This window comes from Nocardiopsis dassonvillei (assembly GCF_964273065.1).
Classification (GTDB): domain Bacteria; phylum Actinomycetota; class Actinomycetes; order Streptosporangiales; family Streptosporangiaceae; genus Nocardiopsis; species Nocardiopsis dassonvillei_B.
On the sequence record NZ_OZ186815.1, the window covers coordinates 4,878,690 to 4,892,870 of the forward strand.

13 protein-coding genes are annotated in these 14,181 nt (G+C 70.4%); 2 read left to right on the forward strand and 11 right to left on the reverse strand.

The window, feature by feature from the left end; all coding sequences use genetic code 11:
- Positions 1-19: 19 nt before the first annotated feature.
- From ACSUPR_RS21855 to ACSUPR_RS21885, 7 genes are all read right to left on the reverse strand, one after another.
- Positions 20-778, reverse strand: coding sequence for a SigB/SigF/SigG family RNA polymerase sigma factor (locus ACSUPR_RS21855; protein ID WP_184287956.1), 759 nt, complete (start codon positions 776-778; stop codon positions 20-22).
- Positions 779-819: 41 nt separating this feature from the next.
- Positions 820-1,245, reverse strand: coding sequence for an anti-sigma factor (locus ACSUPR_RS21860; protein ID WP_436886573.1), 426 nt, complete (start codon positions 1,243-1,245; stop codon positions 820-822).
- Positions 1,246-1,369: 124 nt separating this feature from the next.
- The gene (locus ACSUPR_RS21865) at positions 1,370-1,861 is read right to left on the reverse strand and encodes an N-acetyltransferase family protein (RefSeq protein WP_436886574.1); all 492 of its coding nucleotides are present in this window, start codon (positions 1,859-1,861) and stop codon (positions 1,370-1,372) included.
- A 63-nt stretch (positions 1,862-1,924) separates the two neighbouring features.
- Positions 1,925-2,485, reverse strand: coding sequence for a class I SAM-dependent methyltransferase (locus ACSUPR_RS21870; protein WP_436892096.1), 561 nt, complete (start codon positions 2,483-2,485; stop codon positions 1,925-1,927).
- 145 nt (positions 2,486-2,630) lie between these two features.
- Entirely contained in the window at positions 2,631-3,446 is an 816-nt protein-coding gene (locus ACSUPR_RS21875) for an amino acid ABC transporter ATP-binding protein (RefSeq protein ID WP_436886575.1), read from the reverse strand.
- Positions 3,446-4,411: an amino acid ABC transporter permease gene (locus tag ACSUPR_RS21880; protein ID WP_436886576.1), complete on the reverse strand. Its 966-nt coding sequence runs from the start codon at positions 4,409-4,411 to the stop codon at positions 3,446-3,448. The genes ACSUPR_RS21875 and ACSUPR_RS21880 overlap by 1 nt, the downstream gene beginning before the upstream one ends.
- Positions 4,412-4,453: 42 nt before the next feature.
- Entirely contained in the window at positions 4,454-5,377 is a 924-nt protein-coding gene (locus tag ACSUPR_RS21885) for an ABC transporter substrate-binding protein (RefSeq protein ID WP_436886577.1), read from the reverse strand.
- Positions 5,378-5,760: 383 nt separating this feature from the next.
- Between ACSUPR_RS21885 and ACSUPR_RS21890 the strand changes: the two genes are divergently transcribed.
- The gene (locus ACSUPR_RS21890; RefSeq protein ID WP_436886578.1) at positions 5,761-6,954 is read left to right on the forward strand and encodes an NAD(P)-dependent malic enzyme; all 1,194 of its coding nucleotides are present in this window, start codon (positions 5,761-5,763) and stop codon (positions 6,952-6,954) included.
- A 67-nt stretch (positions 6,955-7,021) separates the two neighbouring features.
- On the opposite strand, the gene ACSUPR_RS21895 is transcribed toward ACSUPR_RS21890, so the two are convergent.
- The 4 genes from ACSUPR_RS21895 to ACSUPR_RS21910 form a co-directional block, all read right to left on the reverse strand.
- Complete coding sequence (locus ACSUPR_RS21895) at positions 7,022-8,236, reverse strand: helix-turn-helix transcriptional regulator (protein WP_436886579.1); 1,215 nt, start codon at positions 8,234-8,236, stop codon at positions 7,022-7,024.
- A complete protein-coding gene (locus tag ACSUPR_RS21900; protein ID WP_436886580.1) occupies positions 8,237-9,088 on the reverse strand; it encodes a DUF4097 family beta strand repeat-containing protein in 852 nt (283 codons plus the stop codon). It lies immediately after the preceding gene.
- 177 nt (positions 9,089-9,265) lie between these two features.
- A complete protein-coding gene (locus ACSUPR_RS21905; RefSeq protein ID WP_306370359.1) occupies positions 9,266-9,445 on the reverse strand; it encodes a DUF6104 family protein in 180 nt (59 codons plus the stop codon).
- 13 nt (positions 9,446-9,458) lie between these two features.
- Complete coding sequence (locus ACSUPR_RS21910; protein WP_436886581.1) at positions 9,459-13,097, reverse strand: multifunctional oxoglutarate decarboxylase/oxoglutarate dehydrogenase thiamine pyrophosphate-binding subunit/dihydrolipoyllysine-residue succinyltransferase subunit; 3,639 nt, start codon at positions 13,095-13,097, stop codon at positions 9,459-9,461.
- 662 nt (positions 13,098-13,759) lie between these two features.
- Between ACSUPR_RS21910 and ACSUPR_RS21915 the strand changes: the two genes are divergently transcribed.
- Positions 13,760-14,134, forward strand: coding sequence for a BlaI/MecI/CopY family transcriptional regulator (locus ACSUPR_RS21915; RefSeq protein ID WP_436886582.1), 375 nt, complete (start codon positions 13,760-13,762; stop codon positions 14,132-14,134).
- The last annotated feature ends 47 nt before the right edge of the window (positions 14,135-14,181 follow it).

Here is a 14,181-nt window from a genome sequence, read left to right on the forward strand (position 1 = left end):
CCGCGGCCGTCGGCGCGCGTCAGTCGTCGGTGGTCAGGGCCTGCCGGAGCTGGGCCAGGGTGCGTGCGAGCAGGCGCGACACGTGCATCTGTGAGATGCCGAGCTCCTGGGCGATCTGCGACTGGGTCATGTTCCCGAAGAACCGCAGCAGCAGGATCCGCTTCTCCCGGGGCGGCAGCTGCTCCAGGAGCGGTTTGAGGGACTCGCGGTACTCCACGCCCTCCAGGGACTCGTCCACGATCCCCAGGGAGTCGGCCACCGCGGGCGCGTCCTCGTCCCCGCTGTCCGGAGCGTCCAGTGACACCGTCGAGTAGGCGTTGGCGGACTCCAGGCCCTCCAGCACCTCCTCCTCGGTCATCTGCAGGTGCGCCGCGAGCTCGGCGACCGTCGGCGAGCGCCCCTCGCGCTGCGACAGGTCGCTGACGGCCTTGGTCAGTGAGAGCTTCAGCTCCTGGAGGCGCCGGGGGACCCGGACGGCCCACCCCTTGTCCCGGAAGTGACGCTTGATCTCACCGACGATCGTGGGCGTGGCGTAGGTGGAGAACTCCACCCCGCGCTCCAGGTCGAACCGGTCGATCGACTTGATGAGCCCGATCGTGGCGACCTGGGTGAGGTCGTCCAGCCATTCCCCCCTGTTGCGGAACCGGCGGGCCAGGTACTCCACCAGCGGGAGGTGGAGTTCCACCAGCTCGTCGCGGATCCTGCGCCGCTCCTCGGAGTCGGCCTCCAGTTCGTTGAGGCGTTCGAACAGCGCTCTCGCGCGCGCCCGGTCGGGCACCGCGTGCTCGGTCTTCGCGGTCAGAGCGGGCCCCCTTTCGCTCACGCCGGCTCCAAGGTGCCGCGGCGTTTGTACAGGACGATGGAGACACGGTCGTCGGAGCCGACCACGGCGTCGACCTCTCCGGCCAGGGCGGACAGCACCGTCCAGGCGAAGGTGTCGCGTGCGGGCAGCCGGCCGTCGGCGGTGAGCACCGAGACGGAGATGCGCATCCCGTCCGCGGTGAGCTCGAACTCGGTGGTCAGTTCCGTGCCGGGCAGCGCCTGGGAGAGGAGCATCGCGCAGGCCTCGTCGACACCGATCCTCAGATCCTCGATCTCGTCGAGGGTGAAGTCGAGCCGGGCGGCCAGGCCCGCCGTCGCCGTGCGCAGGACGGACAGGTATGCACTGTCCGCAGGCATGTTGACGGTGACAGCGTCGCGTACACCGGTGGCGTCGGCCATGGGCACAGCGGTTTCTTCGGTCACGTCCCTCCTTCGGGGGGCGAGGTTGCCGCTTGAATGCAATGTATCTCGTTTCACCCTGCCACTGACGCAGGGAGAACGGATCGTGTCCGCGCGATCGGGCCGAACCCGAGACGAACGGTCGTGATCAGGGGGCCCGGGAGCCCAGAGCGGTCAGGGCTTCGCCGTCCAGGCGGCGTACCGTCCACTCGCTCATGGGGCGCGACCCGAGCGCCTCGTAGAAGCGGATGGACGGCTCGTTCCAGTCGAGCACGGACCACTCCAGCCGGGTGTAGTCCCGCTCCACGCAGATCCGTGCCAGGGTGCGCAGCAGCGCCAGCCCGTGCCCGCCGCCGCGCGCCTGCGGGCGCACGTAGAGGTCCTCCAGGTGGATCCCGTGCCGGCCGGTCCAGGTGGAGTAGTTGAGGAACCACACCGAGAACCCGACGGTGACGGGCTCCCCCTCCGGCCCGGGGGCCTCGGCGATGTGCGAGAACACCTTCGGCTCGGGTCCGAAGAGCGCGGCGCGCAGGTCGTCCTCGGTGGCGACCGCCGCGTCCGGCTCCTTCTCGTACTCGGCGAGCTCCCGGATCATGGCGAGGATCTCGGGCAGGTCGTCCGGCACGGCGGGACGGATCATCGTGCACCTCGGGCTGCGGGAGGGGACAGGGCCTTTTCCAGCCTACGTGCACACCGGAGGGCGTCAGGGCCGGTGGGCGACCATCCGTTCGACCCTCCCGAAGAAGAGCCGGTCGTGGTGGCCGACCCGGAAACCCGCCTCGGCGGCCGCCTCGCGCGGTGCGCGCCGGGGGTGGTCGCGACGGCGCCTCCACAGCCGGGAGGGGAGGCCGGTACGGACGATCCGCTCCGCGGCCAGCAGCCGCCCGCCCGGCACCAGGACCCGGTACATCTCCCGCAGCGCCTCCTCCCGCTCCTCGACGGCGCTGAGGGCCAGCGTGCAGACCACGGTCTCGAAGCTCTCGTCGGGGAAGTCCAGGGACCGGGCGTCGCCCTCGGCGAAGCGGGCGACCAGCCCCAGCTCCTCGGCGCGCTCGCGGGCCGCGGCCAGCGCAGCCGGGTCGGGGTCGATCGCGGTCAGCCGCACCTGGGGCGGGTAGTACCGCAGGTTCGCCCCGGTGCCCACGCCCACCTCCAGGGTCCGCTCGCGCGCGCCCGCGCACAGGATCTCCCGGGTGCGCCGCAGCGCGGGACCCTCCCAGGGCTCCGCGCGCCCCCGTTCCGCCCACGACCGCCGTACGTTCATGTCCTCGCCCGCTGTGCTCACCAACCCGACTCTGTGTCCCCGTCGGCCCCCGGTCAAGGGGCGACGGCGCGTTTCTCCGGGAGAGCGTGCAAAAAGCGGGCGGCCCGCCCCCCGGAGGGGTGCGGGCCGCCCGGAGGAGGGCGGTTCACAGCACCTTGGACAGGAACGCCCGGGTGCGGTCGTGCTGCGGGTTCCCCAGCACCTCCGCGGGCACGCCGGCCTCCACGACCACGCCGTCGTCCATGAACACCAGGGAGTCGCCGACCTCGCGGGCGAACCCCATCTCGTGTGTGACGACCATCATGGTCATGCCGTTCTCGGCCAGGTCCCGCATCACGTCCAGCACCTCGCCGACCAGCTCCGGGTCCAGGGCGCTGGTGGGCTCGTCGAACAGCATCAGCGAGGGCTCCATCGCCAGTGCGCGTGCGATCGCCACGCGCTGCTGCTGGCCGCCGGAGAGCTGGTCGGGGTAGGCGGAGGCCTTGTCCGGCAGGCCCACCCGGTCCAGCAGCTCCATGGCCCTGGCCGTGGCCTCGGCCCTGGGGACGCGCTTGACCTGCGTCGGCGCCTCGATGATGTTGCCCAGCACGCTCAGGTGCGGGAACAGGTTGAAGCGCTGGAAGACCATGCCGATGTCGCTGCGCTGGGCGGCGACCTCGGTCTCCCGCAGCTCGTAGAGCTTGCCGCGCTTCTGCCGGTACCCCATCAGTTCGCCGTTGACCCACAGGCGCCCGGCGGTGAGCTTCTCCAGGTGGTTGACGCACCGGAGGAAGGTCGACTTGCCCGACCCGGAGGGGCCGATGATGCACATGACCTCGCCCCGCCGGACCTGGAGGTCGATGCCCTTGAGCACCTCCAGGCGGCCGAAGCTCTTGTGGACGTTCTCGGCCACCACGATGGCGTCGGAGGGGAGTCCGGCGCCCTCGGAGGCCTCGACCGCCGTCCCGTTCTGCTCGCTCATCAGTGCGCCCCTCCGACGATGCGGTTGCGGATGCCGCCGTACTGGCCGGGGTTGAAGCGGCGTTCGATGAAGTACTGGCCCACCATCAGGACGCTGGTGATGGCCAGGTACCACAGGCACGCCGCCACCAGCATCGGGAAGATCTGGTAGGTCCGGGCGCCGATCGCCTGGAGCTGGTAGAACAGCTCGATGGTCACCGGGACGTAGGCGAGCAGCGCGGTGTCCTTGAGCATGGCGATGGTCTCGTTGCCCGTGGGCGGGATGACCACCCGCATCGCCTGCGGCAGGGTGATGCGCCGCAGGACCCTGGCCCGGCTCATGCCCAGGGCCTGGGCGGCCTCGGTCTGGCCCCTGTCGACCGACTGCAGGCCCGCCCGGATGATCTCGGCCATGTAGGCGCCCTCGGAGAGCGACAGCGCCATGAGGCCGGCCACGTAGCCGCTCAGCAGGGTGCGGGTGTCGATCTCGAAGAAGCGGGCGTCGCCCTCCAGGCCCAGCCAGGCCATCCAGTAGTTGTCGAACGGCAGGCCCAGTTCGATGGTCTGGTAGAGGATCGCGAGGTTGCCGAAGAGCACGGCCAGGACCAGGCGCGGCACGCCCCGGAAGAACCAGGTGTAGATCCAGGAGACGGTGCTCAGCACCGGGTTCCCGGACAGCCGCATCACGGCCAGCACGATGCCCAGGGCGATGCCGATGACCATCGACAGGACGGTGGCGCTGATGGTGATCCACACGCCTCGGACGACGGGGTCCGAGAACATGTGCTCCAGCATGAACGGCCAGTTGAAGGCGTCGTTCGTGAAGAGCATGTGCACGAACATCGACGCGAGGAGCAGGACGACTCCGGCCGCGACCCACCGTTCGGGGTAGCGGACGGGGACGGCGGTGATGGGCTCGGCCGGTCGGCCCGGAACCGGGGATCCACCCGGCTCCGGGCCGACCGTCGGTGTGCTCGGTGAGGACACGTGTCGGACTTTCGTTCAGTGACGGACGGGGGAGGTCTTCCCTCACTCCGCGGCGGGGTTCACCTCGGCGGCCTCCAGGCCGCCGGCCTCGACGCCCCACTCGCCCAGGACCTGCTCGTAGGTGCCGTCCTCGATCATGGCGTTGAAGGCGGCGGCGATGGCGTCGGCCAGCTCGGTCTCGTCCTTGTGGGTGAGGATGCCGTAGGGCGCGGCGTCGTACTGCTCGCCGATGAACTCCAGGACGCCCTCACCGGTCTGCTCCAGGGCGTAGGCCGCGGTGGGCATGTCGGCCAGGGAGGCGTCGTTGACGCCCGACACCACGGTCTCGGTGGCCAGCGGCTGGTTCTCGAACTTCTGGATGGTGATGGCCTCCTCGCCCGCCTCCACGCAGGCCTCGCTGCGGGCCTCGATGTCCTCGTCGTGGGTGGTGTCGGACTGGACCGCGATGCGCATGCCGCAGGCGTTGTCGGGGTCGACGCCCTGCGGGTTGCCCGCCTGGGCGAACCACTGGGTGCCGGAGGAGAAGTAGGAGACCATGTTGACCTGCTCCATGCGCTCCTCGGTGATGGTGAAGGAGGAGGAGCCGAGGTCGTAGGTGCCGGTGTCGACGCCGATGATGATGGAGTCGAAGGTGGTGGGCTCCCACCGGGCCTCCAGGCCGAGCTTGCCCAGGGCGGCCTCGAGCAGGTCCACGTTGAAGCCCAGGACGGTCTCGCCGTCGGCGTCCAGGAACTCGCCGGGCGGGTAGGACGCCTCCACGCCGATCGCCACCGTGCCGGCCTCGGCGATGTCGGCGGGCACCAGGGCGGCCAGCTCGTCGTCGACCTCGACCGCGGGCTTCTCGGGGGCCGCGGACTCCTCGCCCGAGGGTTCGCCGGAGCCGCCGCAGGCGCTCAGGGCGAGGACACCGGCCAGGGCGATGGCGCCGACGGAGAAGGGCGCGGACAGGGGCTTGTGCAGGGCCATCGTGATTCTCCTTCTGGAGCACGAAGTGCCTGGTCGGAGTCGGGTTCGCGGCCCCTCCACCCGAACCAAAGCGACATACGGTGCGATATGTGGCAAATGTTGATACGTCGGTGCCGTCCCATGTTGCCGACCCTGCGATTTTCCTGCGGTCACCGTTGTGAGAGGATTGCGTAACGGGTCATCCCCGTAGAGAGGCGTACGCGCAGAACTCGCATAAGAGTCAGGCGAAGCACGACCCCTCCGGCGACACCACCGGTCATGGCCGACCGGCGCCGGAGAGGGCTCCCCTAGCACGGCACACCTGTTTCGCGCGCGGTACGCACCGACACCATCCGCCACGTCATGGCCGACGGCGGCGGCAGTAAGACCTTGAAGGGTTTTCGATGACCAGCGATTCTTCTTCGCGTACCCGGAATCCGCACCTGGACGACGATCCCGCCTTCGCGCTGCACCGCGGCGGCAAGCTCCAGGTCACCTCCACCATCGACGTCCACGACCACGAGGGCCTGTCCCTCGCCTACACCCCGGGTGTCGCCCGCGTCTGCAACGGCATCGCCGACACGCCCGAGCTGGTCGAGGACTACACCTGGCGCAGCAACCTGGTCGCCGTCGTCACCGACGGCACCGCGGTCCTGGGCCTGGGCGACATCGGCCCCGAGGCCTCCCTGCCCGTCATGGAGGGCAAGTCGCTGCTGTTCAAGCAGTTCGGCGGTGTCGACTCCGTTCCCATCGCCCTGGCCTGCACCGGCGTCGACGAGATCGTCGAGACCGTCGTGCGGATGGCCCCCTCCTTCGGCGGCATCAACCTGGAGGACATCTCCGCCCCGCGCTGCTTCGAGATCGAGAAGCGCCTGCGCGAGCGGCTGGACATCCCCGTCTTCCACGACGACCAGCACGGCACCGCCATCGTCACCGTGGCCGCCCTGCACAACGCCGCCCGCCTGACCGGGCGCACCCTGGGCGACCTGCGCGCCGTGGTCTCCGGCGCGGGCGCGGCCGGGGTCGCCGTCACCAAGATGCTCATCGACGGCGGCATCGGCGACATCGCCGTGGCCGACTCCAAGGGCATGATCTACGACGGCCGGGAGGGGCTGACCCCCGTCAAGCAGGAGCTGGCCGCGATCAGCAACAAGGCGGGTCTGCGCGGCTCCATCGAGAGCGCCCTGGCCGGGGCCGACGTGTTCATCGGCCTGTCCGCCGGCGAGGTCCCCGAGTCGGTCGTCGCGACCATGGCCGCCGACTCGATCGTGTTCGCGATGGCCAACCCCAACCCGGAGATCCACCCCGACGTCGCGCGCAAGTACGCCGCGGTGGTCGCGACCGGCCGCAGCGACTTCCCCAACCAGATCAACAACGTCCTGGCCTTCCCCGGCGTGTTCCGGGGCGCCTTCGACTCCCGCGCCACCGACATCACCGAGAACATGAAGCTGGCCGCCGCCACGGCGCTGGCCGACCTCGTCGGTGACGCCCTGTCCGCGGACTACGTCATCCCGAGCTCCTTCGACGAGCGGGTGGTCCCGGCGGTCTCGGCCGCCGTCGCCGCCCAGGCCCGCCGGGACGGCGTCGCCCGCCGCTGACCGGACACGCGAAGGGCCCGGAAGGCGCGCCCCCGCGGCGCCCCTCCGGGCCCTTCCCGATGTGCGGCTACCTGTCGGTGCCGGGGTCGTCGACCACCCGGCTCCAGGGGTCGCCGCCGCTGCCGTCGTCGTCGGCGGGCGGCATGGGCCGCGCGGACCCGGACTCCTCGGACTCCGCGGTCCCCGGCCCGCCGTCCGCGGCCTGCGGCGGTTCCGCGGCCTCCTCCGGTGCCCCGGTCCGCGACGGCCCGGCCTCGGCGGCCCCGGGCCGGGAGGCCTCGGGTCCGGAGGCCGGCGGCTTCCCGGCGCCGGGAGCCTGCGGCCCCCCTGCCTCCGGCTTCTCAGCCTCGGGCTTCTCCGCCTGCGGCTTCTCAGCCTCGGGCTTCTCCGCCTGTGGCTTCTCAGCCTCGGGCTTCTCCGCCTGTGGCTTCTCAGCCTCGGGCTTCTCCGCCTCCGGCTCCGCGGACCGCCCGTCCGGCGGACCCCAGGTGCGCACGTCCCGGCGGATCACCTCGAGGGTGTCGTCCAGGATGCGGCGCAGATCGTGCACGGCGGCCTCGCCGACCGTGCCCGCCTCCCGGGCCACATCGCGGACGCGCTCGCTGAACTCGCGCAGGGCCTGGTCCAGTTCCGGGCCGCGACCGGAGCCGCCCCGGCCCCAGACCGCCCCGAAGGCGCCGAACCCCTGGGTGAACTTCTCCCACTCGCGCGACCAGCGGTGGCCGTCGTCACAGGAGTGGTCGTCCTTCGCCTCCCCGCGGTCCCCCTCCCGGGAGTCCCGCCCGGCCCCGGCCCGGGGGGCCTCCTCGGCGGACGGCTCCCCCTGACCCGGGGCCTGCCCGGTCGGCGCCTCCTGCTTCGGCGGCTCCTGCCCGGGGGCCTGCTCCGCCGGGCGGCGGGCGCCGCCCGCGGCGAACTTCAGCTCCTCGCGCAGCGAGCTGATGGTCTCGCGGACGTCCTGCTTGACCGCCCGGGCGATGTCGCGAACGGAGTCGGTGATCTCCCGCTCCAGGTCGTCCAGGTCGTGCTCGCGCGCCCGCAGCTCCTCACGCCCCTTGTCGGTGAGGCTGTAGACCTTGCGGCCGCCCTCCTCGGTGTGGGTGACCAGCCCCTCCTCCTCCAGGCGGGCCAGCCGCGGGTAGATGGTGCCGGGGGAGGGCGAGTACACGCCCAGGAACCGGTCCCGGAGCAGGCTGATGATCTCGTATCCGTGCCTGGGGCTCTCGTCCAGCAGTTTCAGCAGGTAGAGCCGGAGCCTGCCGTGGCCGAAGAAAGTGCTCATTCATGCCCCCTCTGGGATCGCGGCCGGTGCCTCGGGCGCGCGCCGCAGCAGCGCGGTCCGGTTGGACGCGGAGTTGATGGTGATGGTCGCCGGGTCCACCCCGCTGCCGATGCGCCCGCTCAGGACGGTGCGGGCGCGTCCGCCGCGCTTCTCCAGTCCGAAGTCGGAGTCCACCGACGAACTGGCGTTGCGGATCTCCACCGAGGCGGAGGTGTCCGCGGGCACCCGCAGGGCGACCTCGCCGGAGACGGTGTTGATCCGGACCCGGCCGGCCGGGGCCACGTCGGTGTCGGCCAGCACGGAGCCGGAGACGGTCTTGGCGCTCAGGGAGGAGACGCGCCCGCCCGCCACGGCCAGCTGCCCGCTGACGCTGTTGAAGGCCAGGCCCCCGGACACGTCCCGCAGGGAGGCGTTGCCGGAGACGGTGTTGATGTCGGTCTCGCCGGTCGCCCCGTCCACGGTGACCTCGCCCGAGGCGGTCTTGAGCCTGGTACGCGAGCCCACGCCCGCGACCACGATCGGCGCCGCCATGGTGGTGACGTCGACCGGGCAGTCCCGGGGGACGCGCAGGTTCACGGTGGCGCTGCGCCGCTGCACCTGCCTGTAGCCGCCCAGCTGGACCGGGCGCAGCCGCTCCAGCAGCCCGGACCCGGTGAGGTCCTCGTAGTGGATGGTGAGAATGCCCGCCTCCTGGACCGCCAGGAGGGGCTCCCCGACGATGTCGGTCACCTCGAAGGTGACCGGGTCGTCGGTGGGAAGAATGTTGACCTGTCCGCCGAGGATCCGTACCCGCAAGGCCACGATGCCGTCGAGGGTCTGGGTCGTCGGCCTGTCGATGGTCCAACGCGCCATCGTGTGCACCCCTTCGCTCGCTCCGATGTCCTCACGATATGTCGCGAGTCCGGCGAACTCAAGATATGTCGCGGATTCCCGGGGGTGTCTCCGGGTTCTCCCCGAGGAGTCCCGGGCGCACGCCCCGGGAACGCCGGAGGGGCCCGGGAGATCTCCCGGGCCCCTCAGGGGTGCGCCCTACTCTTCGTCCTCGTCGTCCAGCCGGGCCAGCCAGGTGGCCAGCCGGTCGACCGGGGTCTCGAACTCGGGGTGGACGTCGGTGAACGTCCGCAGCTGCTCGGCGAGCCAGGCGAAGCTGACCTCCTCCTCGCCGCGGCGCTTCTCCAGCTCCTCGATTCCGCGATCCGTGTAGTACACCGTGCCGCCCCCGCTAGTCCGCGGGCGGGAAGACCGTGTCCACCAGGGCGCGCTGCTCCGCCTCGTGCCGCTTGGCCGAGCCGGCCGCGGGAGAGGAGGACGCCGGACGCGAGATCCGGGTGAACGGGCGGTCGAGCTGCTCGGAGAAGACCAGGGCGACGAACGGCCACGGGCCCATGTTCGCCGGCTCCTCCTGGACCCACAGGACCTCGCCCGCGTTCGGGTAGGCCTTGAGCTGCTCCCGGATCTCCTCGATCGGCAGCGGGTAGAGCCGCTCGGCCCGGATGATCGCGGTGTGCTTGTCACCGCTCTTGCGGCGCGCCGCGTCCAGGTCGTAGTAGATCTTGCCCGAGCACAGCACCACGCGGCGCACCTTCTCCGGAGCGATCGAGTCGTCCGTGATGAGCGGCCGGAAGTGCCCCGAGGTGAAGTCGGAGGCGGCGGAGGTCGCGGCCTTCAGGCGCAGCAGCGACTTGGGCGTGAAGACGACCAGGGGCCGCTCGATCGGCGACTTCGCCTGCCAGCGCAGCAGGTGGAAGTAGCTCGCCGGGGTGGTCGGCATCGCGACGGTCATGTTCTCCTGCGCGCACTGCTGGAGGAACCGCTCGATCCGGGCCGAGGAGTGGTCCGGGCCCTGGCCCTCGTAGCCGTGCGGCAGCAGCAGGGTGACGCTGGAGCGCTGGCCCCACTTCTGCTCGCCCGAGCTGATGTACTCGTCGATGATGGTCTGGGCGCCGTTGACGAAGTCGCCGAACTGCGCCTCCCACATCACCAGCGCCTCGGGGCGGGTGAGCGAGTAGCCGTACTCGAAGCCCAGCGCCGCGTACTCGCTCAGCAGCGAGTCGTGGACGTGGAACTTCACGGTGCCGTTGTCGAACTGCTTGAGCGGCGTGTAGGCCTCGCCGGTCTCGCGGTCCACCAGGCCTGCGTGGCGCTGCCCGAAGGTGCCCCGGCGGCTGTCCTGGCCGATGAGGCGGACCGGGTGCCCGTCCAGCAGCAGCCCGCCGAAGGCGAGCAGCTCGCCGGTGGCCCAGTCCACCGCGTCGTTCTCCACCATCGTGGCCCGGCGGGTCAGCTGGGGGGCCAGCCGCGGGTGCGGGGTGAAGCCCTCGGGCATGTTCACCTGGGTGTCGATGATCCGCTTGACGGCCTCGGTGCTGATGGCGGTCTCGACCGAGGAGTGGTCCAGGCGGCCCTCGGTGAAGACCTCGGGCTTGACCACGGCACCCGGCTCGATCGGCTTCTTGTCGGCCTCACGGGTCTCCGTGAACGCGCGCTCCAGCTCGGTCTGGTAGTCGCGCAGCGCCGACTCGGCCTCCTCCACCGTGATGTCGCCGCGGCCGATGAGGGCCTCGGTGTACAGCTTGCGGGTGGAGCGCTTGGCGTCGATGACGTTGTACATCAGCGGCTGGGTGAACTCGGGGTTGTCCCCCTCGTTGTGGCCGCGGCGCCGGTAGCAGACGAGGTCGATGACGACGTCCTTGTTGAACGCCTGGCGGTACGCGAAGGCCAGGTGCGCGACCCGGACCACGGCCTCGGGGTCGTCCCCGTTGACGTGGAAGATCGGCGCCTGCACCATGCGCGCCACGTCGGTGGCGTACACGCTGGAGCGGCTGTCCGACGGCGAGGTGGTGAAGCCCACCTGGTTGTTCACCACGATGTGGACCGTGCCGCCGGTCCGGTAACCGCGCAGCTGGGACAGGTTCAGGGTCTCGGCGACCACGCCCTGCCCGGCGAACGCCGCGTCGCCGTGGATGAGGATCGGCAGCACCGTGAAGCCGTGCGCGCCCTTGTCGAGCACGTCCTGCTTGGCGCGGACGATGCCCTCCAGGACCGGGTCGACCGTCTCCAGGTGGGACGGGTTCGCCGCCAGCGAGATGTTGATCTTCTCGCCCTCGCGGGTCTGGAAGACGCCCTCGGTGCCCAGGTGGTACTTGACGTCACCGGAGCCGTGCGCGCTGCGCGGGTCGAGGTTGCCCTCGAACTCGCCGAAGATCTGCCCGTAGGACTTGCCGCAGATGTTCGCCAGCACGTTGAGGCGGCCGCGGTGGGCCATGCCGATCACGGCCTCGTCCAGCTCGGCCTTGGCGGCCCTGGAGATCACGCCGTCGAGCAGCGGGATCAGGGACTCGCCGCCCTCCAGGGAGAAGCGCTTCTGACCCACGTACTTGGTCTGCAGGAAGGTCTCGAAGGCCTCGGCGCTGTTGAGCCGGTGCAGGATGTGCAGCTGCTCGTCGCGGTCGAGCTTCTCGTGCTCGCGCTCGACGTGCGACTGGATCCACTCCCGCTCCTCCGGGCTCTGGATGTGCATGTACTCGATACCCACCGTGCGGCAGTAGGTGTCGCGCAGCACGCCCAGGATGTCGCGCAGCTTCATGACCTGCTTGCCGCCGAAGCCCCCGGTCGGGAACTCGCGGTCCAGGTCCCACAGGGTCAGGCCGTGCTGGAGCACGTCCAGGTCCGGGTGCTTGCGCTGCTCGTGGTCGAGCGGGTTGGTGTCGGCCATGAGGTGGCCGCGCACGCGGTAGGCGTGGATCAGCTCCTGGACCCGGGTGGTCTTGTCGAGCTGGGTGGCCTTGTTGACGTGGATGTCCTGCACCCAGCGCACCGGCTCGTAGGGGATGCGCAGGGAGTTGAAGATCTCGTCGTAGAAGCCGTTCTCGCCCAGCAGCAGCTGGTGGATCCGGCGCAGGAACTCACCCGACTGCGCACCCTGGATGATGCGGTGGTCGTAGGTGGAGGTCAGCGTCATGACCTTGCTGATGCCCAGCTCGGCCAGCGTGTCGGCGGAGGCGCCCTGGAACTCGGCCGGGTACTCCATCGCGCCGACGCCCAGGATGGTGCCCTGGCCCGGCATGAGGCGCGGCACCGAGTGCACGGTGCCGATGCCGCCGGGGTTGGTGAGGCTGATGGTGGTGCCCTGGAAGTCCGGCACGCCCAGCTTGTTGGTGCGGGCCTTGCGGACCAGGTCCTCGTAGCCGCTCCAGAACTCCATGAAGTCCATCTCGTCGGACTTCTTGATGGAGGGAACGACGAGCTGGCGCGAACCGTCCGGCTTCTGCAGGTCGATCGCCAGGCCGAAGTTCACGTGCCGGGGCTTGGCGACACCGGGCTTGCCATCGATCTCCGTGTAGGAGTAGTTCATCTCCGGCATCGACTCGAGGGCCTTGACCATGGCGTAGCCGATGAGGTGGGTGAAGGAGACCTTCCCACCGCGGCCGCGCCGGAGATGGTTGTTGATGACGATCCGGTTGTCGAAGAGGAGCTTGACCGGCACCGCGCGCACACTGGTCGCGGTGGGCATGGCCAGGCTCGACTCCATGTTGGTGGCGGTGCGCGCCGGTGCGCCGCGCAGCCGCTCCTCGTCGACCCGGAGGGCCTCGTCCGTGCTCGGGGCCGCCGTCGCGGCGGGGGCCGGAGCGGCGGGCTTCCTGGGTGCGGCGGTCGCGGCGGGGGGCGTGGCCTGCGCCTTGGCGGCGGTGGTCCCCCCGCTCTTCGTACCGGCCGACTCCGCGGGCTTGTAGTCCGCGAAGAAGTTCCACCAGGCCTTGTCGACCGAGTTCGGGTCGTTCAAGTACTTCTGATAAAGCTCCTCGACCAACCACTCGTTGGGACCGAAATCTGTCAGGGGTTGAGACGCCTCAGACGACACGGCGGAGATCGCCCACTTCCGCAGCTCGCTCGTGAATGTGTAGGAAGACGGGTGGCTGCCGGCTCGGCGGGCTCAAGGAAGAACAGGGGTCGACCGCGTGGCGGAAGACCGGTCTGACCAGGCCGGCACTCGTCGGGTACCAGGCTACTTGTACCGGCCTCCCCTCGGGGAACGCGAGCCGTGTTGAAACTGGGAGATAGCTAACATTTTTTCACAATCGTGCTCCCGCTACGTGCCGGTAGCCAAGCGTGGTGTGTCCATGGTGCCTGGTTTGTAGTTTTTTGCGGCGATTTCGAGGTGTGAAGCTTCTGTCCGCAACCGGCCGTTCCCAATGTGGCCCGTACCACTCTCGATATCGAGATTCCGGGGGAACCCGATCCCGCCGGGGCCCGTCGGAGTAGGTGCAAGCGACCGGGCGGGACGGCCGGGTCCCACCGCCGACGTTCCCAGCGGGAGCGGTGGGGCCCGGGCCCGGTCGTCGCGCACCCCCTCGCGCACCTCCTTTCCCTTCCGCAACGGGTCGGCCGTACTCTCGAAACGCCGGTGAACGGCGGCGCAGGTGTGCGGATCTGCGCGCTCTTCGGTGTTCTCCCGCGCCGACGCCTCCCACGTGCCAAGATCGCGATACGCGCACACCGGACACGCAGGGGTGGGAGAGACCCATGAGGGGCCTGGGGGAACTGGAAGCCGCCATCATGGACGCGCTGTGGCGGTCCGAGGAGCCGCTGCCCGTCCGGCTCATCCACGAGACGATGGTCTACGACCGGGACATCGCCTACACGACCGTCATGACGGTCGCCGGGATCCTCTTCAACAAGGGCCTGCTCGACCGGGAGAAGCGCGGCCGGGCCTGGGTCTACTGGCCGCTGGAGTCCCACGCCGAGTACACCGCCCGGGTCATGGACGAGTTCCTCGACACCTGCCCCGAGCCCCAGGCCACCCTGCGCAGCTTCGTCGAGCGCTTCAGCGACGAGGAGATGGCCTCCTTCCACCGGGTGCTCAGCCAGGTCCGCCTCGACCGCGGCGTCGCCAGCTAGCCGCCGCCGGGGCCGCGTTCTCCGAACCTCCGCTCGCCCGGCCCGCC

Excerpts from the sequence above, each read along its gene's own strand:
- ACSUPR_RS21865 (WP_436886574.1), bottom strand. The coding sequence starts at position 1,861 with ATGATCCGTCCCGCCGTGCCGGACGACCTGCCCGAGATCCTCGCCATG.
- ACSUPR_RS21890 (WP_436886578.1), top strand. The coding sequence starts at position 5,761 with ATGACCAGCGATTCTTCTTCGCGTACCCGGAATCCGCACCTGGACGAC.
- ACSUPR_RS21870 (WP_436892096.1), bottom strand. The coding sequence starts at position 2,485 with ATGAACGTACGGCGGTCGTGGGCGGAACGGGGGCGCGCGGAGCCCTGG.
- ACSUPR_RS21900 (WP_436886580.1), bottom strand. The coding sequence starts at position 9,088 with ATGGCGCGTTGGACCATCGACAGGCCGACGACCCAGACCCTCGACGGC.
- ACSUPR_RS21915 (WP_436886582.1), top strand. The coding sequence starts at position 13,760 with ATGAGGGGCCTGGGGGAACTGGAAGCCGCCATCATGGACGCGCTGTGG.
- ACSUPR_RS21885 (WP_436886577.1), bottom strand. The coding sequence starts at position 5,377 with ATGGCCCTGCACAAGCCCCTGTCCGCGCCCTTCTCCGTCGGCGCCATC.
- ACSUPR_RS21875 (WP_436886575.1), bottom strand. The coding sequence starts at position 3,446 with ATGAGCGAGCAGAACGGGACGGCGGTCGAGGCCTCCGAGGGCGCCGGA.
- ACSUPR_RS21895 (WP_436886579.1), bottom strand. The coding sequence starts at position 8,236 with ATGAGCACTTTCTTCGGCCACGGCAGGCTCCGGCTCTACCTGCTGAAA.